The 26,875-nt window shown below is 70.8% G+C and carries 23 protein-coding genes and 1 pseudogene; 16 read left to right on the top strand and 8 right to left on the bottom strand.

All coding sequences use genetic code 11. The annotated features are described in order from the left end of the window. Window positions 1-68 precede the first annotated feature (68 nt). The 3 genes from ACZ7L7_RS33530 to ACZ7L7_RS33540 all read left to right on the top strand — a co-directional run bounded on the left by ACZ7L7_RS33530 (window position 69) and on the right by ACZ7L7_RS33540 (window position 3,017). Complete coding sequence (locus tag ACZ7L7_RS33530; protein WP_453601586.1) at window positions 69-617, top strand: MTB12 C-terminal domain-containing protein; 549 nt, start codon at window positions 69-71, stop codon at window positions 615-617. After that, entirely contained in the window at window positions 586-1,887 is a 1,302-nt protein-coding gene (locus tag ACZ7L7_RS33535) for an ABC transporter substrate-binding protein (protein ID WP_472077843.1), read from the top strand. Before ACZ7L7_RS33530 ends, ACZ7L7_RS33535 begins: the two co-directional genes overlap by 32 nt. A gap of 104 nt (window positions 1,888-1,991) precedes the next feature. Further along, window positions 1,992-3,017 (top strand): helix-turn-helix transcriptional regulator, encoded by a 1,026-nt coding sequence (locus ACZ7L7_RS33540; protein WP_453601592.1) that lies wholly within the window; start codon window positions 1,992-1,994, stop codon window positions 3,015-3,017. Here the strand turns inward: ACZ7L7_RS33540 and ctaD are convergent. Then, a complete protein-coding gene (gene ctaD, locus ACZ7L7_RS33545) occupies window positions 2,908-4,587 on the bottom strand; it encodes an aa3-type cytochrome oxidase subunit I (RefSeq protein WP_472077844.1) in 1,680 nt (559 codons plus the stop codon). The genes ACZ7L7_RS33540 and ctaD overlap by 110 nt on opposite strands. Before the next feature lie 430 nt (window positions 4,588-5,017). Here ctaD and ACZ7L7_RS33550 point away from each other — a divergent pair, with 430 nt between their 5' ends. Then, complete coding sequence (locus ACZ7L7_RS33550) at window positions 5,018-5,233, top strand: I78 family peptidase inhibitor (RefSeq protein WP_285511634.1); 216 nt, start codon at window positions 5,018-5,020, stop codon at window positions 5,231-5,233. Between the two features lie 112 nt (window positions 5,234-5,345). On the opposite strand, the gene ACZ7L7_RS33555 is transcribed toward ACZ7L7_RS33550, so the two are convergent. Further along, window positions 5,346-6,350 (bottom strand): phosphatase PAP2 family protein, encoded by a 1,005-nt coding sequence (locus ACZ7L7_RS33555; protein ID WP_285511633.1) that lies wholly within the window; start codon window positions 6,348-6,350, stop codon window positions 5,346-5,348. Window positions 6,351-6,589: 239 nt separating this feature from the next. Then, entirely contained in the window at window positions 6,590-7,732 is a 1,143-nt protein-coding gene (locus ACZ7L7_RS33560) for a glycosyltransferase family 39 protein (RefSeq protein WP_285511632.1), read from the bottom strand. Between the two features lie 261 nt (window positions 7,733-7,993). Between ACZ7L7_RS33560 and ACZ7L7_RS33565 the strand changes: the two genes are divergently transcribed. After that, entirely contained in the window at window positions 7,994-9,592 is a 1,599-nt protein-coding gene (locus tag ACZ7L7_RS33565; protein ID WP_285511631.1) for an MFS transporter, read from the top strand. Window positions 9,593-9,681: 89 nt separating this feature from the next. Next, complete coding sequence (locus ACZ7L7_RS33570; protein WP_285511630.1) at window positions 9,682-10,860, top strand: acyl-CoA dehydrogenase family protein; 1,179 nt, start codon at window positions 9,682-9,684, stop codon at window positions 10,858-10,860. A 47-nt stretch (window positions 10,861-10,907) separates the two neighbouring features. Here the strand turns inward: ACZ7L7_RS33570 and ACZ7L7_RS33575 are convergent, their stop codons facing one another. Then, window positions 10,908-11,345: a cell division protein SepF gene (locus ACZ7L7_RS33575; protein ID WP_285511629.1), complete on the bottom strand. Its 438-nt coding sequence runs from the start codon at window positions 11,343-11,345 to the stop codon at window positions 10,908-10,910. A 313-nt stretch (window positions 11,346-11,658) separates the two neighbouring features. Between ACZ7L7_RS33575 and ACZ7L7_RS33580 the strand changes: the two genes are divergently transcribed. The 4 genes from ACZ7L7_RS33580 to ACZ7L7_RS33595 all read left to right on the top strand — a co-directional run bounded on the left by ACZ7L7_RS33580 (window position 11,659) and on the right by ACZ7L7_RS33595 (window position 16,315). Then, window positions 11,659-12,828, top strand: a complete 1,170-nt coding sequence (locus ACZ7L7_RS33580) for a DUF5685 family protein (protein ID WP_285511628.1) — start codon at window positions 11,659-11,661, stop codon at window positions 12,826-12,828. Between the two features lie 221 nt (window positions 12,829-13,049). After that, window positions 13,050-13,958, top strand: a complete 909-nt coding sequence (locus tag ACZ7L7_RS33585; protein ID WP_453605413.1) for a S1 family peptidase — start codon at window positions 13,050-13,052, stop codon at window positions 13,956-13,958. Between the two features lie 157 nt (window positions 13,959-14,115). Continuing rightward, the gene (locus tag ACZ7L7_RS33590) at window positions 14,116-14,955 is read left to right on the top strand and encodes a slipin family protein (RefSeq protein WP_453605423.1); all 840 of its coding nucleotides are present in this window, start codon (window positions 14,116-14,118) and stop codon (window positions 14,953-14,955) included. A gap of 277 nt (window positions 14,956-15,232) precedes the next feature. After that, entirely contained in the window at window positions 15,233-16,315 is a 1,083-nt protein-coding gene (locus ACZ7L7_RS33595) for a S1 family peptidase (protein ID WP_285511626.1), read from the top strand. A gap of 180 nt (window positions 16,316-16,495) precedes the next feature. Here ACZ7L7_RS33595 and ACZ7L7_RS33600 read toward each other — a convergent pair whose 3' ends face one another. Then, window positions 16,496-17,548 (bottom strand): DUF3533 domain-containing protein, encoded by a 1,053-nt coding sequence (locus ACZ7L7_RS33600; protein WP_285511625.1) that lies wholly within the window; start codon window positions 17,546-17,548, stop codon window positions 16,496-16,498. 133 nt (window positions 17,549-17,681) lie between these two features. Between ACZ7L7_RS33600 and ACZ7L7_RS33605 the strand changes: the two genes are divergently transcribed. The 3 genes from ACZ7L7_RS33605 to ACZ7L7_RS33615 are packed head-to-tail and all read left to right on the top strand — an operon-like array spanning window position 17,682 to window position 23,235. After that, window positions 17,682-21,107: a DNA polymerase III subunit alpha gene (locus ACZ7L7_RS33605; protein ID WP_472077845.1), complete on the top strand. Its 3,426-nt coding sequence runs from the start codon at window positions 17,682-17,684 to the stop codon at window positions 21,105-21,107. Continuing rightward, window positions 21,104-22,078 carry a DNA polymerase Y family protein gene (locus ACZ7L7_RS33610; RefSeq protein WP_472077846.1) on the top strand — a complete coding sequence of 325 codons (975 nt, stop codon included), beginning with the start codon at window positions 21,104-21,106 and terminating at the stop codon, window positions 22,076-22,078. Before ACZ7L7_RS33605 ends, ACZ7L7_RS33610 begins: the two co-directional genes overlap by 4 nt. 17 nt (window positions 22,079-22,095) lie before the next feature. Further along, entirely contained in the window at window positions 22,096-23,235 is a 1,140-nt protein-coding gene (locus tag ACZ7L7_RS33615; RefSeq protein ID WP_453605405.1) for an NADAR family protein, read from the top strand. Here ACZ7L7_RS33615 and ACZ7L7_RS33620 read toward each other — a convergent pair. Further along, a complete protein-coding gene (locus tag ACZ7L7_RS33620; protein ID WP_285511621.1) occupies window positions 23,213-23,587 on the bottom strand; it encodes a cupin domain-containing protein in 375 nt (124 codons plus the stop codon). The genes ACZ7L7_RS33615 and ACZ7L7_RS33620 overlap by 23 nt on opposite strands. Before the next feature lie 101 nt (window positions 23,588-23,688). On the opposite strand from ACZ7L7_RS33620, the gene ACZ7L7_RS33625 reads away from it, so the two are divergent. Further along, window positions 23,689-24,132 carry a MarR family winged helix-turn-helix transcriptional regulator gene (locus tag ACZ7L7_RS33625; protein WP_471593178.1) on the top strand — a complete coding sequence of 148 codons (444 nt, stop codon included), beginning with the start codon at window positions 23,689-23,691 and terminating at the stop codon, window positions 24,130-24,132. Window positions 24,133-24,278: 146 nt separating this feature from the next. Then, window positions 24,279-25,133, top strand: coding sequence for an esterase/lipase family protein (locus tag ACZ7L7_RS33630; protein ID WP_285511619.1), 855 nt, complete (start codon window positions 24,279-24,281; stop codon window positions 25,131-25,133). 58 nt (window positions 25,134-25,191) lie between these two features. Here the strand turns inward: ACZ7L7_RS33630 and ACZ7L7_RS33635 are convergent, their stop codons facing one another. Together ACZ7L7_RS33635 and ACZ7L7_RS33640 are read right to left on the bottom strand one after the other, a co-directional pair. After that, window positions 25,192-26,211 (bottom strand): lytic polysaccharide monooxygenase auxiliary activity family 9 protein, encoded by a 1,020-nt coding sequence (locus ACZ7L7_RS33635; protein WP_472077847.1) that lies wholly within the window; start codon window positions 26,209-26,211, stop codon window positions 25,192-25,194. A 175-nt stretch (window positions 26,212-26,386) separates the two neighbouring features. After that, window positions 26,387-26,524: a hypothetical protein gene (locus ACZ7L7_RS33640; RefSeq protein ID WP_285511617.1), complete on the bottom strand. Its 138-nt coding sequence runs from the start codon at window positions 26,522-26,524 to the stop codon at window positions 26,387-26,389. A 142-nt stretch (window positions 26,525-26,666) separates the two neighbouring features. Here ACZ7L7_RS33640 and ACZ7L7_RS33645 point away from each other — a divergent pair. Further along, a pseudogene (locus ACZ7L7_RS33645) lies at window positions 26,667-26,762 on the top strand (SAM-dependent methyltransferase); the annotation flags it as partial. Window positions 26,763-26,875 lie beyond the last annotated feature (113 nt).

The raw sequence follows: 26,875 nt of genomic DNA on the forward strand, positions 1-26,875 counted from the left end.
CCTTCTGTGAGCTGACCCTGAAAGCACCGGGCGCACCCGGCCCGGACCGACACCCGGTGGTGAGCCAGATGGTTCTCGGGAGCGACCTCAGTCGGCGGAACACGGGACGCGGCACGGCACTCGTGGCCGCCCTGCTGCTCTTCCTCGCCCCGGCGCTCGCGGCATGCAGCGACGACGAGGGAGGCGGAAGCGAATCCACCCCGCCCACCCCGTCCGTCGAACGGACGACCAGCGCCCCGGCGACCGCTCCCGCCGACGCCGCCGCGGCGGAGCAGGAGATCAAGCAGAACTGGCAGAAGTTCTTCGACCCGAAGACCTCGATGGCGGACAAGCAGACCGTCCTGGAGAACGGCGAGCAGATGGCCCCGGTGCTCCAGGCGTTCAGCGGCGACGAGCGCGGCGGCCAGGTCGGCGCTCAGGTCACCGAGATCGCCTTCACCTCGCCGTCCGAGGCGGACGTGACGTACACCCTCACCCTGAACGGCGCCACCGCCCTGCCGGACGCCTCCGGGACGGCCGTGGAGCAGGACGGCACCTGGAAGGTGTCCGCGAAGACCCTGTGCGCGCTGGTGCAACTGAGCGGCAATGGCTCGGCGTCGCCGGTTCCGGGCTGCTGAGGCGCTGGCCGCGCTGCTGCTGCTCGCCCTGAGCGCGGCCTGCGGCAGCCGGCTGCCGGAGAGCGACTTCGAGGACGGTAGCCGCCCGGACCGTACGACACCGTCGACCGCGGGCGAGCCGATCCGGGTCGGCATCATCACCAGCGCCACCAGCCCGGTCGGCGGCAACGCCTTCACCGGACCGCGCGACGGCGCCAAGGCGTACTTCGAGCACCTCAACGCGCGCGGCGGCATCGACGGGCGACCGGTCGAGGTACGGCTGTGCGACGACGGCGGCAGCGGGGTCGGCAACAACGAGTGCGTGCACGAACTCGTCGACGAGGACGAGGTCGTCGCCCTGGTCGCCACCACCGCCCTCGACTACGCGGGCGCCTCCCGGGTCTCCCGCGCGCGCGTGCCCGACATCGGCGGCCAGCCCATCGGCGCCGCCTACGACACCTGGCCGCACCTGTACGGCATCTACGGCAGTCTCGCCCCGCGCGAGGGCACGGTCGGCTGGGACGGAGAGCTGTACGGCGGCACCGAGGTCTACCGGTACTTCAAGCGCGAGCACGGCGCCCGCACCGCCGCCGTGGTCTCGTACAACCAGTCCGCGTCCGCCGCCTACGCGCGCCTGGTCGAGCAGGGGCTGAAGGCGGAGGGGTACAAGGTCGTCACCGAGCAGGTCGACTTCGCGCTGCCCAACTTCCGCGCCGTCGCCGCCGACCTGAAGCAGCAGGGCGCCGACCTCGTCTTCGACGCCATCGACAGCCACGGCAACGCCCGCCTGTGCGCGGCCATGGACGACGCGGGCGTGGAGATCACCGCCAAGGTGACCAACGTGCAGAACTGGACCTCCACGGTCGCCGACGACTACAAGGACGCCCCGCGCTGCCGCAACGCCCTGTGGGCGACCGGCTCCAGCCGCAACTTCGAGGACACGGACCACCCGGCCGTACGGGAGTTCCGGGAGGCGACGGAGGGCCTGGAGACCCACTCGCAGTGGCAGTTGGAGGGGTGGGCCGCGGCGCGCTGGTTCACCGAGGCGGCGCGGGCCTGCGCCGACGAGGGCGTCACGCGCGCGTGCGTGGACGGCTGGATGAGCCGCAGCCAGGGCTTCACCGCCGACGGCCTGCTGCTCCCGGTGCATTTCGAGCACCTCGCCGAGCCGCCGAAGACCCGGCGGGCGTGTCTGTCGGTGGCCCGCTGGCAGGACGGGCGCGGCTGGGTCTCCCAGGGCGAGATGGACAAGAACTGCTTCGAGGTGCCGCAGCTGCCCTACAAGCCCTGAGCGAGCGCTGACGTTGACCGAGGTGACAACGAATTGTCCTAGTCCTTCTGTGAGTTGAGCATTGCGGACCGTAACTGTCCGGTCGCGCTGGCAGACTCGGCGCCATGTTGGACACCTCAGCAAGACTGCTGCGCCTCCTCTCCCTCCTGCAGGCCCACCGGGAGTGGTCCGGCGCGCAACTCGCCGAACGCCTCGGGGTGACCCCCCGCACTGTGCGGCGGGACGTGGAGCGGCTGCGTGAGCTCGGCTACCCCGTCAACGCCAGCCCCGGAACCGGCGGCGGCTACCAGCTCGGCGCCGGCGCCGAACTGCCCCCGCTGCTCCTGGACGACGACGAGGCGGTCGCCGTCGCCGTCGGACTGCGCACCGCCGCCGGACAGGGCATCGAGGGCATCGGCGAGACCTCCGTACGGGCGCTGACCAAGCTGGAGCAGGTGCTGCCCAACCGGCTGCGCCGCCGCATCAGCGCCCTGAACGCCTTCACCGTGCCGATGCTGCGCGACCAGCCCTCCGGTGTGGACCCCGGTCTGCTCACCGAACTCGCCCACCTGTGCCGGGACTGCGAGCAACTGCGCTTCGAGTACCGCGGGCACGACGGCACTCCCAGCCGCCGCCGGGTCGAGCCGCACCGGCTGGTGTGCACCGAGCGCCGCTGGTACCTGGTCGCCTGGGACCTGGACCGGGAGGACTGGCGCATCTTCCGCGTCGACCGCGTCGTGCCCAAGCCCCCGCACGGCCCCCGCTTCACCCCGCGCCGCCCGCCCGCCGACGATCTCGCCGCCTACGTCTCCCGGGGCGTCTCCACCCGCGCCTACGCCACCCACGCCCTCGTCCGGCTCCTGGTGCCCCTGAAGGAGGCCGCCGAGCACATCTCACCCTCCGCCGGGGTGCTGGAGCCCGAGGGGCCGGACAGCTGCCTGCTGCGCACCGGCGCCGGGAACCTGGACGTCATGGTGATCCATGTGATGCTGCTGGGCTTCGAGTTCGAGGTGCTGGAACCGATCGAGCTGACCGACGCCATCAGGACCGCTCGGGACCGGCTGTCGAGGGCTCTTGAGCGATCGCCGCGAACGTGGGGTGATGCAGGTCGAACGCCGGGGACTCCGAGCGGATCCGGGGCAGACTGGTGAAGTTGTGCCGGGGCGGCGGGCAGGACGTCGCCCACTCCAGCGAACGGCCGTAGCCCCAGGGGTCGTCGACCTCGACCTTCTCGCCGTACTTCGCCGTCTTCCAGACGTTGTAGAGGAACGGCAGCGTGGACAGGCCCAGCAGGAACGAGCCGATCGTGGAGACCGTGTTCAGGGCGGTGAAGCCGTCGGCGGCCAGATAGTCGGCGTACCGGCGCGGCATGCCCTCCGCGCCCAGCCAGTGCTGCACCAGGAACGTGGTGTGGAAGCCCACGAACAGCGTCCAGAACTGCATCTTCCCGAGCCGCTCGTCGAGCAGCTTCCCGGTGAACTTCGGCCACCAGAAGAAGAACCCGGCGAACACCGCGAAGACGACGGTGCCGAAGACGACGTAGTGGAAGTGCGCGACCACGAAGTAGGAGTCCGTGACATGGAAGTCCATCGGCGGCGAGGCCAGGATCACCCCGGTCAGACCGCCGAACAGGAACGTCACCAGGAAGCCCGTCGACCACAGCATCGGCGTCTCGAAGGAGAGTGAGCCCTTGAGCATGGTGCCCGTCCAGTTGAAGAACTTCACCCCCGTCGGCACCGCGATCAGGAAGCTCATGAACGAGAAGAACGGCAGCAGCACCGCGCCGGTGGCGAACATGTGGTGCGCCCACACCACGATCGACAGCCCCGTGATCGCCATCGTCGCCCCGACCAGCGTCAGATAGCCGAACAGCGGCTTGCGCGCGAAGACCGGGATGATCTCGCTGACGATCCCGAAGAACGGCAGCGCGATGATGTACACCTCGGGATGGCCGAAGAACCAGAACAGGTGCTGCCACAGCAGCGCCCCGCCGTTCGCCGCGTCGAAGATGTGCGAGCCGAAGCGCCGGTCGGCCTCCAGACACAGCAACGCCGCCGCCAGCACCGGGAACGCCATCAGGATCAGGATCGACGTGAACAGCGTGTTCCACACGAAGATCGGCATCCGGAACATCGTCATACCGGGCGCGCGCATCCCGATGATCGTGGTCAGGAAGTTGACCGCGCCGAGGATCGTGCCGAACCCGGCCAGCGCCAGACCCATGATCCACAGGTCGGCCCCGACACCGGGGGAGCGTTCCTCGCTGTTCAGCGGCGCGTAGGCGAACCAGCCGAAGTCGGCGGGGCCCGAGGGCACCAGCAGCGAGCCGAGCACGATCAGACCGCCGAACAGGAAGAACCAGTACGACAGCATGTTCAGCCGGGGGAAGGCCACGTCCGGCGCGCCGATCTGCAGCGGCATCAGCTCATTGGCGAAGCCCGCGAACGCCGGGGTCGCGAAGAGCAGCAGCATGATCGTGCCGTGCAGGGTGAAGAGCTGGTTGAACTCCTCGTTAGTGACGATCTGCAGCCCGGGCCGGGCCAGCTCGGCCCGCATCAGCAGCGCCATCACCCCGCCGACGAGGAAGAACAGGAACGACGTGATCAGGTACAGATGGCCGATCTTCTTGTGGTCGGTGGTGGTCAGCCAGTCGACGACGACCCGGCCCTTCCGCCTGCTCCGCACGGGTCGTTCCGGCGCCTGCACAGTATGAGTGCCCATCGCTCGCTCGCCCCTTCGCTCGCCTGCCCCGGGCCCGCTGAAGCCCGCGCCACGCGTACCCGCGAGCCCACGCCATGATGCTCGCGCCACCGCGCGCTCCGACAGGGGGCGTGCGAGGGTCGGCCGAACCGGTGCGGGGCAATTCCCGCGGGGCGTCAGTTCCCTGGAACCCGCGCGGAATCGAGAGGAGAAAGGAGTCCGGGGGGAGTTCTCCCGGAACTCTCCGACGCATTTTTGGACACGTCGGCGCGACACGCGGGAATTACGTTCGAATACCTGCGAAAGGCGTAGTGAATCGCTCGCACGTGTGACGTGGTGCGACTGAAACGCGTGTCGTGATCTTGTGACACAAGCGTGACAGGAGAGGGACGACCGCCCGAAATGACCCCCGCCCTGGCCTCGATCGGCGCACAACGCCTAGCGTGGCGGCATGGCACCCATTCCGAAACCCCCCGCAGAACCCCACGACCAGCCGGACAGCTATCTCGGACTGGCCGCCGACCGGGCCGAACGGCTGGCCCGCGAGCGGGGCTGGTCCACCGTGCGCTCGCTGCCGCCGGGCGCGATCATCACCATGGAGTACCGCGTGGGACGGCTCAACTTCGAGGTGCGCGACGGGCGGGTGACCCGGGCCTGGAAGGGCTGAACCGGCCTCCGGACTCCGCCGTTACGGCGACGGCCCCGGCTCCTGTTGGCAGGGGCCGGGGCCGTCGGTGCGGGGAGGGTTGTGCGTACCGGACCCCGCCGTCCTTCTCGGACTACGTCACCGGGCGGGCCGTCGAGGCCGTGCCACGTGTGCCGCGGTCGTTGTGGGGGTGCGGTGGCCGGCGGCTGCCGACCGGGGTGACCGGGGTGCGCTCCGAGCGGGCCGAGTGCGGGCCGGGCGCCAGGTAGACCGGCGCCTTCGGGGTTCGGGCCGTGGGGGAGACGTCGTGGGCCGATTCGCGCGGCTTGTGCCGTACCGGGACCTGCACCGGGGTGGGCAGGGCGGGCACGCTACCGGCGCGACGGGCCCGCAGCCGGTCGCGGAAGTCGAAGATGGCCGCCTCGGTACGGGCGATCAGCGGCTCGAACCAGGGCAGCGCGAGCAGGATCAGCAGGCCCGCGACCCAGCCGAGCAGCACATCGCTCAGCCAGTGCGTACCGAGGTAGACGGTGGACAGACCGACGCCCAGGGAGGTCACCGCGGACAGCGCCGACAGCCAGCGGCGGGCCGCCGGAGTGGACGCCAGATACGCCAGGATCCCCCAGGTCACCACGGCGTTGGCGGTGTGGCCGCTGGGAAATATATCGCCGCCCAGCCCCATCTCGTTGGAGCCGATGGTGGTCGCGTAGTGCGGTCCGAGCCGGCCCATGCCGATCTTGGCGGCGCCGACCGTGACGTTCAGCAGCAGCAGCGAGGTGGCGAGCGCCAGCAGCGGCCGCAGCGTGTGCTGTCTCCAGGACCGCCAGCCCAGCCAGGCCGCGATCATCACCGCGGTGGGGCCGCGCTGGCCGAGCACCACGTAGTAGTCGACGAATGCGTGGATCTCCGACCACTGCTCGTACGGCCGGAAGAACATGACCTGCCAGTCCAGCCGGACCAGCCACGAGGTGATCACGACGGCCCACACGATGGCCCCGTAGAAGGCCAGGGTCGCCGCGAAAAGCGCGACCCGGTGCCGGCTCATCCGCGGCACATCGATGTGGGCCGGTCGCTCCGGCTCCCGGTCGAGCCTCGCGAACACCCGGTCCAGACGGGTGAGGTTTCGTTCGGTACGCACCCAATCGACGTTACAGCGAGTGAGCTCTGAAGCCCGTCCATACCGCCGGTTTGTGATGACGATGTGATGTGGGATTGCTCTCAGGAGGGGCTTATTTCCTGCGAGTTCACAACCGGCGGTAAACGCTCCCCTTCAATTCCTTTGATCATTCCGACGTACGGCTTTGTACGGTTGAGGAATTGAGGTATCGACAAGCCGCTACGGAATTCGCGTGAGGTCATCCGGCGGACCTGAGGCGGTCACGGCGGACCGGAGCCGTTCAGCCAGAACGCCCCGTACACCGCCGACGCCGCCGCGGTCAGCCCGAGTACCAGGACCGACGTGCGCGTCCGTATCCGGGCCAGCGCCAGGGCGAGGGGCAGCAGCAGCGGGAAGGCGGGCATCAGCAGGCGCGGCTTCGAGCCGAAGTAGCTCGACGCGCACAGGGCGAGGGCGGTGACGACACCCGCGTACACCAGCAGCGGGAGCGGCTGGCCCTGGCGGACGCAGACGACGTACAGCCACACCACCAGGCCCACGCCGACGATCAGGCCGAGCCCGGCGAGCGCCGACGGAAACGACGTGAACTTGTCGCCGACGAAGCGGGCGAAGGCGTAGCCGCCGTCGAAGCCGTTGCGCCAGCCGGCCTGGACGTCGAGGTAGCCGAGCGGGCCCTTGCCGGTGTCGTGACCGACCCACAGGACGTAACCGGCGGCGCCCAGGGGCGCGAGCAGCATGCCGACGGCGCGCCTGAGGTGCCGCGCGCGGTCGCCGGGCGCCGCGCCGCGGTCCCGCACGATCGAGCTGATCCCGGCCGCCCACACCGCCGCCACCACGGCGAGCCCGACCGGACGGGTCAGGCCCGCCAGCAGGGCGAGGGTGCCCGCCGTCACCCAGCGGCCGGTCAGCACCGCGTACAGCGACCAGGCCGCCAGCGCCGTGAACAGTGACTCGCTGTACGCCATCGACTGCACGATCCCGACCGGCAGCACCGCCCACAGCAGGACCGCGCAGACGGCCGCCCGGCGGCCGTACACATGCTCCGCCACCGCGAAGATCCCCCAGGCCGCGGCGAGCGAGGCGAGCAGGGAGACCAGGAACCCGCCGTCCGCCGCCGAGAGCGGGGAAACGGCCGCGACCAGTCGCTCCAGCCAGGGCAGCAGCGGGAAGAAGGCCAGGTTGGAGTGGATGTCGCCATTGGGCAGGCGGACTTCGTAGCCGTATCCCAGCTCGGCCACTCTCGTGTACCAGAGGGAGTCCCAGCGGGCGGTGAGCAGCGTGTAGGCGCTCTTGTCGCGCGTCGCGCTCCACAGGGCCAGCACCAGCAGGCAGAGGGCGCGTACGGCGGCGTATCCGACCAGGGCCGGAGCCGCCTGGCGTACGCGCGTGGATAGATCGGTCACGGGCTCGATTATCTGTGCGGCGCGGAACCGGACGGCCCACCGGGACGTACTCCACGGTGGGAGGAAAGTGGCGTACGCCACACGTGTTGGGTCCGGAGTCTGAGAGGTCCGCCACTCGGTGGGGGCATGGACTCGCGTACGCTGACGAGTCACTCGCTTCGTTGCGCGGGCCGGGGACCATCGCTCCTCCCCGGCCGAGTCACGGGGAGTCCCCACCCCGTGTGCCCGCCGAACGCGAGGGAACATCTGGGAGGTACGTACATGTCCGGGACGACCACGGCCGCCGCGCTGCGCCGTCGGGCGGCCGGGGCCGGTGCCAACCGCTGGGTCGTCCTCGTGGTGCTGTGCGCCAGCCTGCTGCTGGTCGCCGTCGACGCCACCGTGCTGCACGTGGCGGTGCCCGCCGTCACCGAGGACCTCAAGCCCGGCGCCATAGAACTGCTCTGGATCGTCGACGTCTACCCGCTCGTCTGCGCCTCGCTGCTGATTCTCTTCGGCACGCTCGGTGACCGCGTGGGCCGCAGACGCATCCTGCTCCTCGGGTACGGCCTGTTCGGGGTCGCCTCCGCGCTGGCCGCTTTCGCCGACACCGCCCAGGTACTGATCGTGGCCCGGGCGCTGCTCGGCGTCGGCGGCGCCATGATCATGCCGGCCACGCTCTCGATCCTGCGCCAGGTCTTCCCCGACCGGCGCGAGCGGGCGCTGGCCATCGGCATCTGGAGCGCGGTGGCCGCGGTCGGCGCGGCCGTCGGACCGCTGCTCGGCGGGTTCCTGCTGGAGCACTTCTGGTGGGGCTCGGTGTTCCTCGTCAACATTCCGTTGATGCTGGTCAGCCTGCCCGTGGGCCGGATCCTGCTGCCCGAGTCCAAGGGCGACGGCGACGGCCCCTGGGACGTGGTCGGCGCGCTGATGGCGGCGGCCGGTCTGTTCGGGGTCGTGCTCGGCGTCAAGCGCCTCGGCGGCGGCGAGGTCGACGGTGTCACCGTCCTTCCGCTGGTGCTGGGCGCGGTGCTGCTCTTCCTCTTCGTACGGCGTCAGCGGCGCCGCAAGCATCCCCTGGTGGACCTGCGGATGTTCGCGCGGCCCGCGTTCAGCACCTCGGTGGGCTGCATCGTGCTGGCGATGCTCGCACTGGTCGGCCTGGAGCTGATCGCGGCGCAGTACCTCCAGCTCGTCCTCGGTCTGTCCCCGCTGGAGACGGGCCTGCGCCTGCTGCCGCTGACCTTCGCGGCGATGGGCGCGGGGCTCGCCGGGGCGCGCATGCTGCGCCGGTTCGGGCCGCGCCGGATGGTGTGCGCCGGGTTCTGCCTGACCGCGTTCGCCGTGGTGCTGCTGACCGCGATGGGCGACACCGACAACCCCGCCCTGATGCTCTCCGGGTTCGTCCTGCTGGGCTTCGGTCTGGAGACCACGCTCTTCGGCGCCTACGAGTCGATGCTCAGCGAGGCCCCGACGGAGCAGGCGGGCGGCGCGGCGGCCATCGGTGAGACCTCCTACCAGCTCGGCGCGGGTATCGGCATCGCCCTGCTGGGCACCGTGATGAACGCGGCGTACGCGCCCGGCCTGTCCTCCGTCCCCGGCGTACCCGCCTCCGCGTCCGCGTCCGCCAGCCACTCGCTGGGCGAGGCGTACGAGGTGGCCGGGCAGCTGGGCGGCAGAGCGGGGGACACCCTGCGCGAGGTCGCGCGGAACTGCTTCGTGCACGGCCTGCATGTGACGCTGCTGGTCAGCGCGGGGCTGCTGCTGCTCGGCGCGGTCATGGCGCTCAGGCTCCCGCGCGCGATGAACTGCGAGCCCGCTCCGGCTCCGGTGGAGGTTCCGGCGCCACGCGAGGTCGCGGACGCCAGGGTGTCGGCATAGCCGCCCTGGACGTGGTGGAGACTGCGTCGTAACGTCGGCCTTCAATCCGTGACTAGCGCTGCTAGTTTTGAGCTGCCGGAGGGTCTCCCATGCCGTTGCCCCCGTTCGATCCCGCCGATCCGCTCGGGATCGACGATCTGCTGGAGCCCGAGGACCTCGCGGTCCGCGACACCGTGCGGCGCTGGGCCGCCGACCGGGTGCTGCCGCACGTCGCCGAGTGGTACGAGACCGGCGAGCTGCCCGTCATCCGGGAACTGGCCCGTGAGCTGGGCGGGATCGGCGCGCTCGGCATGTCCCTGAGCGGCTACGGCTGCGCGGGCGCCACCGCCGTCCAGTACGGACTGGCCTGTCTGGAGCTGGAGGCCGCCGACTCCGGCATCCGCTCCCTGGTCTCCGTACAGGGCTCGCTGGCCATGTACGCCATCCACCGCTACGGCAGCGAGGAGCAGAAGCAGGCCTGGCTGCCCCGGATGGCGGCCGGTGAGGTCATCGGCTGCTTCGGGCTCACCGAGCCCGACATCGGCTCCGACCCCGCGAGTATGCGCACGTACGCCAAGCGCGACGGCGGCGACTGGGTGCTGAGCGGGCGGAAGATGTGGATCACCAACGGGTCCGTCGCCGGGGTGGCGGTCGTCTGGGCGCAGACCGAGGAGGGGATCCGCGGGTTCGTCGTGCCCACGGACAGCCCCGGGTTCTCCGCCCCCGAGATCAAGCACAAGCTGTCCCTGCGCGCCTCGGTCACCAGCGAACTGGTCATGGACGAGGTACGGCTGCCCGCCGACGCCGTAATCCCGGAGGTCACGGGACTGCGCGGACCGCTCAGCTGTCTGTCGCACGCCCGCTACGGCATCGTCTGGGGCTCGATGGGCGCGGCCCGCTCCTGTTTCGAGGCCGCGGTCGACTACGCGAAGTCACGGGAGCAGTTCGGGCGGCCCATCGGCGGCTTCCAGCTCACCCAGGCCAAGCTCGCCGACATGGCGGTCGAACTGCACAAGGGGATTCTGCTCGCCCACCATCTGGGGCGGCGGATGGACGCCGGCCGCCTGCGTCCCGAGCAGGTCAGCTTCGGCAAGCTCAACAACGTCCGCGAGGCCATCGACATCTGCCGTACGGCGCGGACCGTCCTCGGTGCCAACGGGATCTCGCTGGAGTACCCGATCATGCGGCACGCGACCAACCTCGAATCGGTGCTGACGTACGAGGGCACCGTCGAGATGCACCAGCTGGTGCTGGGCAAGGCACTCACCGGCATCGACGCCTTCCGGTGAGCCCGGAGAAGTGAACAGCGGGGCAGGGCCGTGGCGGCGGCCCTGCCTCAGCTCTGGTTGAAGAAGCCGTCCGCGCGGTGCGCCGCGGGCTCGCCGCTGACGATCTCCGTGTCGGCCGGGGTCAGCAGGAACACCCGGGTGGAGACCCGCTCGATGGAACCGCGCAGGCCGAAGATCAGACCGGCCGCGAAGTCCACGACGCGCTTGGCGTCGCCGGCCTCCATCGCGGTGAGGTTCATGATGACCGGCACCCCGTCCCGGAACATCTCACCGATCGCGCGGGCGTCCCGGAAGCTGTCCGGGGTGACCGTGCCGATCCGGCGGCCCTTCTCCTCGGCGACGTCCGCTGCCACCTTGACCCGCGGGTCGGTGACCCAGGCATCCCCGGACTCGGTCCCTTCGGAGTAGTCGTCGTCGTAGTAACGCTCGTCATCGTTGTCGTCAACGAGGCCCAGCCAGGCACTCGCCTTGCGCACCGATCCCATGGACGCCTCCTCTCACAGCGGTCTTTCTTGCATTCCGCATCCCTATGGTCATCCATGATGCGGACGGCGCGCCAAGTGGATAGACGCCGCGCGGGGGGTTTGTGACGGTACTGGTGCACAGCGCATCCGTCGAGAGCCCAGTAGTGCCAAGGGTCGTGACACACACGGCTGCTGACTGTGAGTGAAATAATATTCTTCGCGGCGTATGGGTGAGGTGCGGTGCGTACGGGTGATGCGGAAGGCCGTGAAAGGGGCCTCAGGGGCGGCCGGTACGATGCGGCGGCTCCATGTCGCGTCAACCTCGGGGGATGCCGTGTTCGGAATAGTCAGGCCCTGCCGCCACCGGCTGGGGGAGCGGTACGCAGGTCAGTGGATGGCCCATCTGTGCGGTCTGTGCCTGGCGTTGCGCGGGGACCACGGTCAGCTCGCGCGGGTGGTGACCAACTACGACGGGCTGCTGATCTCGGTTCTGACGGAGGCTCAGTCCGTCGGCACCGAGGGCCTTCGGCGGACCGCCGGGCCCTGCCCGCTGCGCGGAATGCGGACGGCGTCGGTGGCACAAGGTGAAGGCGCCCGGCTCGCGGCGGCGGTGTCGCTGGTCCTGGCCTCGGCGAAGGTGCGCGACCATCTCGCCGACGGCGACGGCCTGCTGGCACGCAAGCCGGTGGCGCTGGCCGCGCGCCGGGTCGCGTCGAGCTGGGGTGCCGCGGGGGCGCGCGGCGGTTCCGCGGTGGGGTTCGACACCGCCCTGCTGGTCGACGCGGTCGACCGGCAGACCGGGATCGAGGCGCTGGCGGGGCCGGGCACCTCGCTACTGGTGGTGACCGAGCCGACGGAGACGGCCACGGCCGCCGCCTTCGCGCACACGGCGGTGCTGGCCGGGCGCCCGGCCAACGCCGAGCCGCTCGCCGAGGCGGGGCGGCTGTTCGGGCGGCTGGCGCATCTGCTGGACGCCGTGGAGGACCGGGAGGCTGACGCGGCGTCAGGTGCCTGGAACCCGCTGACGGCGACCGGCACGTCCCTGACGGAGGCGCGGCGGCTGGCCGACGACGCGCTGCACGGCATCCGGCTCGCGCTGCGCGAGGTCGAGTTCACCGATCCGCACCTGGCGCACCTGCTGCTGGTGCACGAACTGCGGCGGTCGGTGGACCGGGCGTTCGGCGCCCCTTCCTGCGCGCACGCCCCGTACGCCCCGCCGCCCGGCGGTCCGGGCGGCCCGGCCGGCCCGCCTCCCGAGCCGCCCCGACGGGACCGGCGGGGGCTGCTCGCGGGGTGCGCGGTGTGGCTTGGTTTGGCTTGTACCTGTCAGGTCTGCTGCGGGGAGTACGAGGACCCCTGGTCGCGCGAGCGACGCCAGGGGCCGTGCGCCAATTGCGATTGCAGTGGTTGCGACAGCTGTTGCAGCTGCTGTGACTGCTGCTCGAATTGCTGTGGCGACGACGGCTGCTGCGGTGACGGCTGTGACTGCGGGTGCGACTGCTGAGGCGCGCGGCGCGGCCTTGACACCCCGTCATGTGGTAGGCGATTCAACGGTTGACGGCTGAAAGGCGCTCTTGCGCCCATCAGCCGTGCGGCCGAATACTCCCCCACAGCGCTTGTCAGGGGCACGGCGTGTTCGGAATCCGGATGACTCCGGCTCCTGGCTGCGCCTCACGGGCCCGAACCCCACGAGGGCCCCCGACTTCCCATGTGGAGGAACGAAAAGTGAGGATCAAGCGCATTACCCCCCGCAGCGGCATTACGAGACGGACCCGGCTGATCGCCGTATCCACCGGCATCGTGGCCGCCGCGGCCATCGCGATCCCCAGCGCGAACGCGGCCGACACCCCCACCACCTTCAGCGCGAGCCAGCTGAAGAGTGCGAGCGCCTCGGTGCTCAAGGCCGACGTGCCGGGCACCGCCTGGGCCGTCGACAGCAAGACCAACCGGGTCGTCGTCACCGTCGACAGCACGGTCTCCAAGGCCGAGATCGCCGAGATCCGGCAGCAGGCGGGCGCCAACGCCGACGCCCTCACCATCAAGCGCACCCCGGGCAAGTTCCAGAAGTACATCGCGGGCGGCGACGCCATCTATGCGAGTAGCTGGCGCTGTTCCCTCGGCTTCAACGTCCGCAACAGCTCGGGTGCCGACTACTTCCTGACCGCCGGTCACTGCACCGACGGCGCGGGTACCTGGTACTCCAACTCCGGCCGTACGACCGTCCTCGGCCCGACCGCGGGTTCCAGCTTCCCGACCAACGACTACGGCCTGGTGCGCTACACCAACACCTCGATCACCAAGTCGGGCACCGCGGGCAACACGGACATCGTCCGCGCGGCCAACCCCACCGTCGGCACCAGCGTCATCCGTGACGGCTCCACCACCGGTATCCACACCGGCCGGGTCACCGCGCTCAACGCGACCGTCAACTACGGTGGCGGTGACATCGTCTACGGCATGATCCAGACCAACGTCTGCGCCGAGCCCGGCGACTCCGGTGGTCCGCTCTACGGCAGCAACGGCACCGCCTACGGTCTGACCTCCGGCGGCAGCGGCAACTGTTCCTCCGGCGGCACGACCTTCTTCCAGCCCGTCGTGGAGGCCCTCAACGCCTACGGCATGAGCGTCTTCTAGGAGCGGGTCCGGACGCCTCCGGCAGCGCCTGAAGAGCCCCCGCACGCAACCGTCGTGCGGGGGCTCGCCCTTGTCCCGCGTGCGGAGTTACGGTCGAAGCAGACACCAGGTGGCACCTGACAACCTGATGCGTCCACATCGGACCCTGGGGGCCGTGATGGTCGAGGAACTGGTGGCGGCGGGAGCGGCGGTCGCGTCGGCCGGAGTGGTCTATGTGATGGCCGCGGCGCGGGTGGTGAAGCAGTACGAGCGTGGCGTGGTGCTGCGGCTGGGGCGGTTGCGGGGCGAGGTGCGGGAGCCGGGGTTCACGACGGTCGTTCCGGTGGTGGACCGGCTGCACAAGGTGAACATGCAGATCGTGACCATGCCGGTCCCGGCGCAGGAGGGGATCACGCGGGACAACGTGACCGTGCGGGTGGACGCGGTCGTGTACTTCAAGGTCGTGGACCCGGCGAGCGCGCTGATCAAGGTGGAGGACTACCGGTTCGCGGTCTCCCAGATGGCGCAGACCTCGCTGCGGTCGATCATCGGCAAGAGCGAGCTGGACGACCTGCTCTCCAACCGCGAGAAGCTCAACCAGGGCCTGGAGCTGATGATCGACAGTCCGGCCGTGGGGTGGGGCGTGCAGGTCGACCGGGTCGAGATCAAGGACGTCTCCCTGCCGGAGGCCATGAAGCGGTCCATGGCCCGCCAGGCCGAGGCCGACCGTGAGCGGCGGGCCCGGGTCATCAACGCCGACGCCGAACTCCAGGCGTCGAAGAAGCTCGCGGAAGCGGCCCAGCAGATGGCCGACACCCCCGCCGCGCTGCAACTGCGGTTGTTGCAGACGGTGGTGGCGGTGGCGGCCGAGAAGAACTCCACGCTGGTGCTGCCGTTCCCGGTGGAGCTGCTGAGGTTCCTGGAGAAGGCGCAGCAGCCGGGGGCGGTGGCGGGGCCGCCAGCTACGCAGGCAGTCGTGGAACAGGGACGGGAAAGGTTGAATTCAGGACAGGAGTAGGCCGCACCCGCCGCATATGGCTTGCTCGGTAGGGGTGTTTGCAGTGCGAACCCGACTGGAGTGACCGTGTGCGGTCAAGAGGGCGGGGATGTGGTGTGACGGCCGTGTGTACGTCCTGGAGCCGACCTTGTGTGCCCCCTGTGAGGATCGGAATAGTGGGCGGCGATCAACCGGCACGGACGCGGCTTTTTGCTGTGCGCCGCCTCTGTGACCGAACGCCTTCCGGTCCGAGAGGTCCCCACAACCTCTCGGCCGACCCCCCACAGGAGGACGTGAGTTGAAGCACCGACGCATACCCAAGCGGCGGGCCGCCGCGGTCGGAGCGGGCATCGCCGCGCTGGTGGCCGCGGGAGTCACCTTCCAGACTGCGAACGCGAGTGAGCCCTCGACGACCGCCGGGCCCCGGCCCTTGTCGGTCACGGCGGCCGGAAAGCTCGCCTCGACGCTGGTCCAGGATCTCGGCAACGCCGCGGCCGGCACGTACTACGACGCACAGAGCAAGAGCCTCGTCGTGAACGTCCTGGACGAGAGCGCGGCGGAGGCGGTCGAGGAGGCCGGGGCCAAGGCCCGGGTCGTGGCCAACTCGCTGGCCGAGCTGAAGAGTGCGCGCACCACGCTCAAGCAGGACGCGACGATCCCGGGCACCTCCTGGGTGACCGACCCGACGACCAACAGAATCGTCGTCACCGCCGACCGCACGGTGTCGGACGCCGAGTGGAAGAAGCTCGGCAAGGTCGTCGAGGAGCTCGGCGGCAAGGCCGAACTCCAGCGCACGAAGGGGGAGTACAAGCCCTTCGTCGCCGGTGGCGACGCCATCACCGGCGGCAGTGGCCGATGCTCGCTGGGCTTCAACGTGGTCAAGGGCGGGGAGCCGTTCTTCCTCACGGCCGGGCACTGCACCGAGTCCATCACCAACTGGCAGGACGCGAACGGGAACGAGCTGGGCACGAACGAGGTGTCCAGCTTCCCCGGTGACGACTACGGGCTGGTGAAGTACACGGCCGATGTCGAGCACCCGAGCGAGGTGAACCTCTACAACGGGTCCACGCAGGCGATCTCCGGGGCGGTCGAGGCGACGGTCGGTATGGAGGTCACGCGGAGCGGGTCTACGACGCAGGTGCACTCCGGGACGGTTACCGGGCTGGACGCGACCGTGAACTATGGCAACGGGGACATCGTCAATGGGCTGATCCAGACCGATGTGTGTGCGGAGCCGGGGGACAGCGGGGGATCGCTGTTCGCCGGGGACAAGGCGGTTGGGCTCACGTCCGGGGGGAGCGGGGACTGTTCCTCCGGTGGGGAGACGTTCTTCCAGCCGGTGACCGAGGCGTTGTCGGTGACGGGGGCAGCTATCGGCTGACGTCCTGTGTGTGAGAGTCCCGTCCCTGTTCGGTAGGGGGCGGGGCTCTCTGGGGTTTTCGCCCCCGCCGCCCCTACCCGTCCCGTCCCCGGGGGCTGCCGCCCCCGGACCCCCGCTGTCGGCCCTGAAAGGGCCTCGTCCTCAAACGCCGGACGGGCTGAGTGCAACTGGCCTGCGTTCTCATGTGGCGGACGGGCTGGAGGTGGTCGGTGTGTGGGGTTCTCTGCGGGTGCGTTTCGCTCGTAGCTCCGCCGCCAGCAAGGTCACCACGATGCCGCCCGCCGCCCACGCCGAGAGGACCAGTAGGGCGTCGGTCGTGTCGTTGCCGTCGAAGTAGGCGATCGAGCGGGCCACCCAGGTGCCCGCGCCCGGGGGGAGGGCGGGGCCGATTGTTTGCCAGAACGGGGGGAGCATCGGCAGGGGGAAGGCGCCGCCCGCGCTGGGGTTGCCGGCGATGACCACCAGGAGGATCACCAGGCCGATGCCGATGATGCCGAAGATGCCCTGGAAGGCCAGGGTGGCCGCGCCGACGGCGAAGATGACCAGGGCGCCCAGGCCCCACAGGGCCATCAGGCTTCCGGGCAGCGCGTCCAGGATCGGGCCCACGATCACCGCGCCGCCGAGTCCGCCGACGATCGCCACCACGGCCATCGACGCCAGCCGGATCAGTGCCCGGTGCGGGCTGACGGGCCGGGCGCCGCTGCTGATCGCCAGGACCGAGGCGCACAGATAGCCGCCGACGCACCAGCCGATGACCAGGTAGAAGGCCGACAGTCCGTTGAAGTCGTGCGGGGAGGCCGGGGCCACGTCCACCGTTCGCAGGGTGCGCTGCTGGGAGGTCTCCAGGGTGGTCAGGTACTTCTCCAGGGTGACCGCGAGGGCCGTGCCGCCGCCGCTCGCGACCAGGAGGGTGTCGGTCGTGCGGTCCGGGTGGATGACCAGCGCTCCGTCGATCTCGCGGTTCAGGATCTGGTCCCGGGCCGTCGCCTCGTCGGCCACCACGCGTGGGTCCAGCGGGGAGCCCGGTAGCCGGTCCAGCCTGGTCGCCGTCTGTTCGGCCGCGGCTCGCGGGCCGGCCACCGCGAACGGCACGTCCTTCGGCTTCGGGTCGTGCAGCGCCCCCACGTAGGAGGCGATGAACAGCAGCTGAAGGGCGAGTACGCCGAGGACGAGCAGGGTGGCGCGCGGGGTGACCGCGTCCTTCATCTCGGCGAGAAGGCCGTTCCGTGTCATGTCCCCACGGTCCGAGACGGGGGGCGTTTCCGCAGGTGGGGGAGGGCCGAACGGTTGTCGTACAGACGTTCGAGTTTTGGTCTATGGTGGGGGTGGGGCTGTCGGGAACTGATGTTCGATTTCGGAGGTGTGGATGCCCGGTTTCACGCATCTGCACACCGTCTCCGGGTTCTCCCTGCGCTACGGCGCCTCCCATCCGGAGCGGCTGGCCGAGCGTGCCGCCGAGCGGGGCATGGACGCCCTCGCCCTCACCGACCGCGACACCCTCGCCGGCTCGGTCCGCTTCGCCAAGGCCGCCGCCAGGGCGGGGGTGCGTCCCCTGTTCGGCGTCGATCTGGCGGTGGAGGGGCTTCGGGCCGGACGGGAAGGTGCGCGGGGGGAGAAGCGTCGTGCTCCTGTTCGTGGGGGTGCTTTCGTCGATGAGTCGACACCTCGGGTCGCCTTTCTCGCCCGGGACGGTGCCCGCGGCTGGGCCGACCTCTGCCGAATCGTTACGGCGGCGCACTCCGGCGAAGGGCCGCCGCTGCTGCCCCGGTCCGCCAACCGGGGCGACGGCCTCACCGTCCTGCTCGGCCCCGACTCCGACGTCGGCCGCGCCCTCGCCGCCGGGCGCCCCGACCGCGCCGCCCGCCTGCTCGCCCCCTGGCGGGAGGTCTACGGCGACGCCCTGCGCCTGGAAGCCGTCTGGCACGGCCGCAAGGGCACCGGACCGGGCTCGCTGCGGCTGGCCGCCCGTACCGTCGGTTTCGCCGCCGAGCAGAAGGTGCGGCCGGTGCTCAGCAACGCCGTCCGCTACGCCGACCCCGGACAGGGACCGGTCGCCGACGTCCTGGACGCCGCCCGCCGCCTCGTCCCCATCGACCCCACCAAGGAACTGGACTCCGGTGAGGCATGGCTGAAGGACGCCGCCGCCATGCTGCACGCCGCCGAGCGGATCGTGGAGGCCGCGGGCTTCCGGCGCGACACCGCGCACCGGCTGCTGGAGCAGACGCGGGCGACGGCCGCCGAGTGCCTGGTCGACCCCGAGGACGACCTCGGCATCGGCACCGTCCACTTCCCCGAGCCGCACCTGGTCGGCGCGGGCCGCCGCACCGCCCAGCGGGTGCTCGCCTCGCGGGCGGCGGCCGGGATGGTGCTGAAGGGGTACGCCGATCGGCGCGCGTACTGGGAGCGGATGCACCACGAGCTGGACATCATCGCGTACCACGGCTTCGCCACTTACTTTCTGACGGTCGCTCAAGTCGTGGACGATGTGCGGGACATGGGTATCCGGGTGGCGGCGCGGGGCTCCGGGGCGGGCTCGCTCGTCAATCATCTGCTCGGCATCGCGCACGCCGACCCCGTCGAGCACGGGCTGCTGATGGAGCGGTTCCTGTCCAAGCGCCGGATGGTGCTGCCCGACATCGACATCGACGTGGAGTCCGCGCGCCGCCTTGAGGTCTACCGCGCGATCATCGGCCGGTTCGGCACCGAGCGGGTGGCCACCGTCGCGATGCCGGAGACCTACCGCGTGCGCCACGCCGTCCGGGACGTGGGCGCGGCCCTGTCCATGGACCCCGCCGACATCGACCGCATCGCCAAGTCCTTCCCGCACATCCGGGCCCGCGACGCGCGGGCCGCGCTGGAGGAGCTGCCCGAACTGCGCGAGCTGGCGGGGGAGAAGGACAAGTACGGGAGGCTGTGGGAGCTGACCGAGGCGCTGGACGCGCTGCCGCGCGGAATCGCCATGCACCCCTGCGGAGTGCTGCTCTCCGACGCCTCCCTGCTCAGCCGTACGCCGGTCATGCCGACCAGCGGCGAGGGGTTCCCCATGGCGCAGTTCGACAAGGACGACGTGGAGGACCTGGGGCTGCTCAAGCTGGATGTGCTCGGGGTGCGGATGCAGTCGGCGATGGCGCACGCGGTCGCGGAGGTGGCGCGGGCGACGGGGGAGCGGGTCGACCTGGACGCCGTACCGCCGGGCGATCCGGCCACGTACCGGCTCATCCGCTCCACCGAGACGCTCGGCTGCTTCCAGATCGAGTCGCCGGGGCAGCGGGACCTGGTCGGGCGGCTGCAGCCGGCCACCTTCCACGACCTCGTCGTCGACATCTCGCTCTTCCGGCCCGGTCCGGTCGCCGCCGACATGGTGCGGCCGTTCATCGAGGCCCGGCACGGGCGGGCGCCGGTGCGTTATCCGCACCCGGATCTGGAAGGGCCGCTGAAGGGGACGTACGGGGTTGTCGTCTTCCATGAGCAGATCATCGACATCGTCGACATCATGACCGGCTGCGGACGGGCCGAGGCGGACCGGGTGCGGCGCGGTCTGTCCGACCCGGAGTCGCAGGGGCGGATCCGGGTCTGGTTCGCGCAGCACGCGGCGGCCCGGGGGTACGACGCGGAGACGGTCCGGCGGACCTGGGAGATCGTCGAGGCCTTCGGTTCGTACGGCTTCTGCAAGGCGCACGCGGTCGCGTTCGCGGTGCCGACGTACCAGTCGGCCTGGCTGAAGGCGCACCACCCGGCCGCCTTCTACGCCGGGCTGCTCACCCACGACCCCGGGATGTACCCCAAGCGGCTGCTGCTGGCGGACGCGCGGCGGCGGGGGGTGCCGATCCTGCCGTTGGATGTGAACCGGTCGGCGGTCGCCCACAGTATCGAACTGGTGTCTGAATCGCCGGAGGTGTGGGGGCTGCGGCTCGCGCTCTCCGATGTGCACGGCATCAGCGAGGCCGAGGCGGAGCGGATCGCGGCCGGGCGGCCGTACGCCTCACTGCTGGACTTCTGGGAGCGGGCGCGGCCGAGCCGTCCGCTCGCCCAACGGCTGGCGCAGGTCGGCGCGTTGGACGCGTTCGGCGCCAACCGGCGTGATCTGCAGCTGCATCTGACGGAGCTTCACCGCGGCTCCCGGGGTGCCGGCGGCGGCCAACTGCCGCTGGCCGGTGGGCGGAAGACGGCGTCGGCCGGGCTTCCCGACCTGTCCTCCGCCGAGAAACTCAGCGCCGAGCTGGGGGTGCTGTCCATGGACGCCTCGCGCAATCTCATGGACGACCACCGGGAGTTCCTGGCCGAGCTGGGCGTGGTCAGCGCGCGCCGGCTGCGCGAGGCGCGGCACGGGGAGACGGTGCTGGTCGCGGGGGCCAAGGCGGCCACCCAGACACCGCCGATCCGGTCCGGCAAGCGGGTCATCTTCTCCACCCTCGACGACGGCACCGGCCTGGTCGACCTCGCCTTCTTCGACGACTCCCACGACGCCTGCGCGCACACCGTCTTCCACTCCTGGCTGCTGCTGGTGCGCGGAGTGGTGCAGCGGCGCGGCCCGCGCAGCCTCAGTGTGGTGGGGTCCGCCGCCTGGAACCTCGCCGAACTGGTCGAACTGCGCGCCCAGGGCGGGCTGGACGTGGTCGCGGCGCGGCTCGCGGAGCCGATGCCCGAGGCGGGCGCGGACCCGACCGGCGGACGGCGCATCCAGATGCCGACCGGTTACGAAATGCATCCGTGGGCCGATCTGCGACCCGCGGGCCAGGAGCCCTCGCAGACACGGAAGTTGTGGCATCAGAGTCCGGGGAGTGCGGGATGACCATCCTCTGCGTACGTTTCCAGCTGCCGCCGATGTACGAGGCGGCCCTGCCGGGGCTGCTCGGGCTGCTGGAGGAGTTCTCGCCCGTCGTCGAGGCGCTGCCCCCGGACGGGGTGCTGGTCGATCTGCGGGGCGCCGAACGGTACTTCGGGCGCACCGCGGTCGAACTGGCCTCCGTGATCCGGGTCCGGGCGCTCGCCCTGTACGGCGTGGACTGCGTGATCGGGGCCGGACCGGGCACCATGCTGGCCCGGATGGCGCTGCGCGAGGCCCGGCCCGGCGTGACCCGCGCGGTGCCCGAGGGCCGGGAAGCCATCGCGGAGTTCCTCGCCGACAAACCGGTGAGCGCGCTGCCCGGCGTCGGTACGGCGACCGCGCGCACCCTGTGCGAGTACGGCCTCGACACCCTCGGCCGGGTCGCCGCCGCCCCCTTGTCCACCCTGCAGCGGCTGGTCGGCGCGAAGGTAGGACGGGAGCTGCGGGAGAAGGCGAACGGCGTGGACCGCGGACGCGTGGTGCCGAACGGCGTGGCCCGCTCCCTGATGACGGAACGGCCCTTCGGACGGGACGAGTTGGACCCCGACCGGCACCGCCGCGCCCTGCTCTCGGCCGCGGAGGAACTGGGGATGCGGCTGCGGGCCCTGGACCAGGTGTGCGGCGCCCTGACCCTCACCGTGCGGTACGCCGACCGCTCCGCGACGACCCGCAGCCGCACCCTGAAGGAGCCCACCGCGCACTCGGCCGCCCTGACCCGCGTGGCGTACGGCATGTACGAGGCGCTGGGCCTGCAACGGGCCCGGGTCCGCTCACTGGCCCTGCGCGCGGAGGGCCTCGACTCCGCCGAGGACGCCTCCTACCAGCTCAGCTTCGACCCCGTGGACGAGAAGGTCCGCCGCATCGAGGAGGTCGCGGACCGGGTGCGCGCCAAGTTCGGACCCCGGGCGGTGGTGCCGGGGTCGCTGGCGGCGTGAGCGCATAGGGTGCGGTCATGAGCTGGCGGGGGCCGACCCATCGGGTCGTGGACGGGGAGCGGATCGACGGGGCCTGGTGCCATGTGTGGCGGTGGAATCCGTACAGCGAGGACTACGACGTCGAGGACCTGTACGCCTTCGCGGACGGGGCCGTCCGCTGTGTGAAGTGGCTGGACCTGGAGGAGTTGGCGGAGTCGCTCGCGTCCGGCTGGATCTCGGCCCGGAGCCCCTGGGCTCCCGAACCGGCGCCGGACGCGCCCAAGTGGCGCTCGCGCAGCCCGGAAGTGTGCACGCCGGACAGCTTCCTCCTCGAAGTCACCGACAAGATCGAGGAGTTGGGCGGGCGGACGACCGCGAGAGACCGGCTCATGGAGGCGATCCGGCGGTATCGGCGGGAGCGGACCGAGGCCAACCGGCAGCTGCTGCGCGAGGCGTACCTGGGCGTGCCCGCGCATCTGCGGATCTACGTCCTCGGGGACATGGACCTCCAGGACAAGCCCCTGCGCATCCTGGTCACCGACCTCGGTGAGGCCGTCGACGGGGACGGGCCCGTGGCCACCGCAGAGATGCACCGGGATGCCCTGGAGTACTTCGACCGCCTTGACGAATCCGTGCAGGAGAGCGAGGAATGGCTGGCCGTCGTCCACGCCGACGACCGGGACGGCCCCGCCCGTCCGGCCCTCGTGTCCCACGAGACCGTCTACCCCCGGGGCTGGCCCGAGACCCCCGGTCTGTTCGTGCTGCGCAACGACTACCCCGTGCCGGTCGAGTTCGGCGGCCGGACCTACCCCTCCGTCCTGCACGCCTACTGGGCCCTGTCCGCCGCCGACGCCGCCGACCACGACCGCATCCGTGCCGCCGCCACCCCACGGGACGCCCATGAACTGGGCGGACGGGCGGCGCGGCGGGACGGCTGGACCGAGTTGCGGGCCGGCGTGATGGGCGAGCTGCTGCGGGCCAAGTTCGGACAGCACCCCGGGTTGGCCGACGTCCTGCTCTCCACGGGGGACGCTCGGATCAGCTACACCGGCTTCCAGGAGGCGCCGTACTGGACGGACAAGAGCCGCGGCCGGGGGCGCAACTGGGTCGGGCGGCTGCTGGAGCTGGTGCGCTCCGAACTGCTGGTGGCGCGGGTCAGTTGGCCCACGGGGGAGTGAGTACGGTGCCGTCGGGCAGTTCTGCGGTCAGGCCGACGGATGTGGTGACCCAGGTGAGGGCCGTCTGGTCGGTCGGGTTCTGAACGGCCAGGGTCGAGCCCGCGTTGATCACCAGGGTGTCGCCCGCCGCGAGGTCGGCGGTGTCGCCGTCCAGGGTGACGCGCAGGGTGCCGACCAGGACGTGCAGGATCTCCTCCTTGCTGACGGTGTGGGCCGGGGCGTCGGTGCCCGGCGGGACCTCGCCGCGCCAGGCGCACAGCTCCTTGCTGCCGGTGCGCGGGGTGGCGTACGAGACGAAACGGGCGCCGTGGATCTCGTGGGTCACGGCGTCGGACGAACGGATGACGGGCATGGCTCTCCCCCTGGGCGTAAATAGTCAAGCTGCTTGACTACTTTGGTTGCCCCCATGGTCAAGCCGCTTGACCGGATCGTCAAGGGTGTTTGAATGCCCCCGTGCAGAACTCCGAGGCCCTCTCCCTGTCCTTCGCGCTCCTCGCCACCGCCGGTGAGCTGGTGCGACGCATCAACGACGGGGTCGTCGCGCGCGGTTTCGAGGGGAAGTCGGCGTACGGGTTCGCCTTCACGCGGATCGCGGCGGGCGGGGCGACCGTCTCCGAGCTGGCCGCGCATCTGGGGGTCACCAAGCAGGCGGCGAGCCAGCTCGTGGAGGAGCTGGTGCGCAAGGGGTACGTCGAGCGGCGGCCCCATCCGGGCGACGCGCGGGCCCGGTTGCTGGTGCTGACCGAGCTCGGGTGGGCCGGCACGCGGGCCGCGGAGGAGGCGGCGGCGGACGTGGTGCGGGAGTGGTCCTCGGTGCTCGGTGAGGCGGAAGTCGCGCAGCTCAGGCGGTACTTGCTGGAGATCGCGCCCAACGGGCCGGTGCGCCCTTCCTGGTGACCGGTTAGCGCTGGAAGTTTTTACTGACGCGTAACTTCCCACTTGAACTACTGGTCCGTAACTTGACAAGTGAACCAGCATCCCGTGATCCGGATCACAGGGCGTAAGGCCATCGCCACTCCCTTGAGCCGCAAGGAGATCACCCGATGCTGCCCTGGAAGAGACTGTTCAGACCCGCCCTCGGCCTCCTGCTCGCCGCCACGGTCGCCCTCGTCCCCGCCTCCGCCGCCGAAGCCGCGCCCAGCTCCGGCTGGAACAACTACGACTGCAAGCCCTCCACCGCCCACCCCCGCCCCGTCGTGCTGGTGCACGGCACCCTCGGCAACTCCGTCGACAACTGGCTGGGCCTCGCGCCCTATCTGACCGCGCGCGGCTACTGCGTCTTCTCCCTCGACTACGGCCAACTGCCCGGCGTGCCGTTCTTCCACGGCCTCGGGCCCATCGACAAGTCGGCCGAGCAACTGGACACCTTCGTCGACAGGGTGCGCGCCGCGACCGGCGCCGCCAAGGTCGACCTGGTCGGCCACTCGCAGGGCGGGATGATGCCGCGCTACTACTTGAAGTTCCTCGGCGGAGCGGCCGAGGTGAACGCCCTCGTCGGCATCGCGCCGTCGAACCACGGCACCAATCTGTCCGGCCTCACCAATCTGCTGCCCTTCTTCCCGGGCGCCGAGGACCTGATCTCCTCCCTCACGCCCGCACTCACCGACCAGATCGTCGGCTCCGCGTTCCTCACCAAGCTGAACGCGGGCGGCGACACCGTGCCGGGCGTCAAGTACACGGTGATCGCGACCAAGTACGACGAGGTGGTCACGCCGTACCGGAGTCAGTTCCTGAGCGGGGCGAACGTACGCAACGTGCTGCTCCAGGACCTGTGCCCGGTGGACCTCTCCGAGCATGTGGCGATCGGACTGATCGACCGGATCGCCTTCCACGAGGTGGCCAATGCCCTCGACCCGGCGAAGGCGAAGCCCACCACCTGCGCGTCGGTGTTCAGTTGAGCACCGCCGGGGTCCAACCGGCCTGAGCCGCCGGTCGGACCCCGGAGTCTCGTTGCGGTCAGCGGCCGCTCGTCGCGCGCCGCCGGACCGACAGGAACAGGGCCGCGGCACCGAGCGCGAGCGCTGCCGCGCCGCCCATCGCGAGGTACCCGGTGGAGCTGTCGCCACCGGTCTCGGCGAGGTTCTGCCCGGCACCGTCGGCCTTGGGCTGGTTGGGCTCGGCGGAAGGCTCGTTCGCGTCGTTCTTCGCGTCGTTCTGCACGTCGTTCTTCCCGTCGACCGGGTCCGCGGTCGTGTTCGCGTCCTGGTCGCCGTGGCCGCCGTGCTCGATCGTCGACTGGTCGGCGCCGTCCTCGATCTGCTCCTCGGAGGGGGCGGAGGCGGTGGGCGCGGGGGAGGTCTCGGGCTTCGTGGTGTCGCCGCCGCCCGACGCGCCGCCGAAGGTGACGTCGGAGCAGGAGTAGAACGCCTCCGGGCTGTCCGAGCGCTGCCACACCGCGTACAGGACCTGCTGGCCGGAACGCTTCGGCAGGGTGCCGGAGAAGGTGTAGAAACCGCCGGACGCGGCCGGGTCGGTGGCCGTCGCCACCGGGTTCGCCAGATCCAGGTCGCCCCAGGCGAGCGGCTTGGCCGGGTCGTAGCCGTCCTTGGTGATGTACACCTTGAAGGTGCCCTTGTGCGGGGCGGTCACGCGGTACTTGAAGGTGTACGAGCCGCTGCTGACGGAGGTCGTGGGCCAGTCGGCGCGGGCCAGGTCGAGGCCCTTGAAGGCGTCGTTGCCGCCGCTGCACAGCTTCCCGTCGGGGATGAGCTCCTGGTGGCGCCCGGCCGCGTCGCCGATGCGGATGCCGTTCCAGTCGTAGAGCGCCTGTGTGCCGCCCGCCGCGACGGCTGCCTTGCAGGCGGCTGACTTGGGGCTCTCGGGGCCCTCCGCGTAGCACTGCGAGACCCGGCTGACGGGGTCGCCCATCGAGCCGTGCGCCGCGGCGGGCGCCGCGCCGAGCGCGGTCAGGACGAGCGGCGCGACGCCCGCGAAGGCGATGGAGGCGGTGGTGGCGACCCTGCGGCGTGCGGGCATGGGGAACTCCTGGGGAACGGTCGTCGGTTGCTTGCCGGGCCCGTGGGGGCGATCAGCAAGCTAGCCCGAGGAAACCGTGAAATCGCCTGCTGGAGGCGGGTGATGGAGATCCTTATGCTCGCTTTAAGGAAGCACTCAGACTGAGATCAGGTAGGGCCGGATTCAACGGCCCGGCTCAGCCGTCCGGCCACCACGTCCGTGCGATGTCCTTGCGGACCTCCGGACGGCCGGAAGGGCGCTCGTCGGCCTCGTCACGGGGCGAACGGCCGGACTCCGTCTTTTTCAGGGGCTTCTGCACGGTGATGCGGCGCATGGCTGCCTCCTTCGGTGCCTACCGACTTCCCGTGTTCTCACGGAGGTAGACCCTTTCGCCGAGAGTTCCTCATCGGCGGGTGTCCTGTCAGTGGTGGTTGTCACGAATTCGACTGTCAGTGGCGCGTGTCACTCTCGGTCGTATGCCATACGACGGTGACGACGCGACCGCGCCGCGTACCGACTGGGACGCGGCGGCGGCCACCTTCGACGACGAGCCCGACCACGGTCTGCGCGACCTCTAGGGTCTGTCGTCACATTCCCGCCTGCCGCGCGACGCCTGGCACGCGCGCTCGCCGCGTTGCCGGAGTGCCCACGTGACTCCGCCACGCGGGCACTCCGGCGCCTTGCG

Source organism: Streptomyces sp. NPDC110618, assembly GCF_055657065.1.

What these genes read in the sequence shown, in the direction of transcription:
- ACZ7L7_RS33530 (WP_453601586.1), top strand. Translation starts at nt 69, where the DNA reads ATGGTTCTCGGGAGCGACCTCAGTCGGCGGAACACGGGACGCGGCACG.
- ACZ7L7_RS33535 (WP_472077843.1), top strand. Translation starts at nt 586, where the DNA reads ATGGCTCGGCGTCGCCGGTTCCGGGCTGCTGAGGCGCTGGCCGCGCTG.
- ACZ7L7_RS33540 (WP_453601592.1), top strand. Translation starts at nt 1,992, where the DNA reads ATGTTGGACACCTCAGCAAGACTGCTGCGCCTCCTCTCCCTCCTGCAG.
- ctaD (WP_472077844.1), bottom strand. Translation starts at nt 4,587, where the DNA reads ATGGGCACTCATACTGTGCAGGCGCCGGAACGACCCGTGCGGAGCAGG.
- ACZ7L7_RS33550 (WP_285511634.1), top strand. Translation starts at nt 5,018, where the DNA reads ATGGCACCCATTCCGAAACCCCCCGCAGAACCCCACGACCAGCCGGAC.
- ACZ7L7_RS33565 (WP_285511631.1), top strand. Translation starts at nt 7,994, where the DNA reads ATGTCCGGGACGACCACGGCCGCCGCGCTGCGCCGTCGGGCGGCCGGG.
- ACZ7L7_RS33570 (WP_285511630.1), top strand. Translation starts at nt 9,682, where the DNA reads ATGCCGTTGCCCCCGTTCGATCCCGCCGATCCGCTCGGGATCGACGAT.
- ACZ7L7_RS33575 (WP_285511629.1), bottom strand. Translation starts at nt 11,345, where the DNA reads ATGGGATCGGTGCGCAAGGCGAGTGCCTGGCTGGGCCTCGTTGACGAC.
- ACZ7L7_RS33590 (WP_453605423.1), top strand. Translation starts at nt 14,116, where the DNA reads ATGGTCGAGGAACTGGTGGCGGCGGGAGCGGCGGTCGCGTCGGCCGGA.
- ACZ7L7_RS33600 (WP_285511625.1), bottom strand. Translation starts at nt 17,548, where the DNA reads ATGACACGGAACGGCCTTCTCGCCGAGATGAAGGACGCGGTCACCCCG.
- ACZ7L7_RS33605 (WP_472077845.1), top strand. Translation starts at nt 17,682, where the DNA reads ATGCCCGGTTTCACGCATCTGCACACCGTCTCCGGGTTCTCCCTGCGC.
- ACZ7L7_RS33610 (WP_472077846.1), top strand. Translation starts at nt 21,104, where the DNA reads ATGACCATCCTCTGCGTACGTTTCCAGCTGCCGCCGATGTACGAGGCG.
- ACZ7L7_RS33615 (WP_453605405.1), top strand. Translation starts at nt 22,096, where the DNA reads ATGAGCTGGCGGGGGCCGACCCATCGGGTCGTGGACGGGGAGCGGATC.
- ACZ7L7_RS33620 (WP_285511621.1), bottom strand. Translation starts at nt 23,587, where the DNA reads ATGCCCGTCATCCGTTCGTCCGACGCCGTGACCCACGAGATCCACGGC.
- ACZ7L7_RS33630 (WP_285511619.1), top strand. Translation starts at nt 24,279, where the DNA reads ATGCTGCCCTGGAAGAGACTGTTCAGACCCGCCCTCGGCCTCCTGCTC.
- ACZ7L7_RS33635 (WP_472077847.1), bottom strand. Translation starts at nt 26,211, where the DNA reads ATGCCCGCACGCCGCAGGGTCGCCACCACCGCCTCCATCGCCTTCGCG.
- ACZ7L7_RS33640 (WP_285511617.1), bottom strand. Translation starts at nt 26,524, where the DNA reads ATGCGCCGCATCACCGTGCAGAAGCCCCTGAAAAAGACGGAGTCCGGC.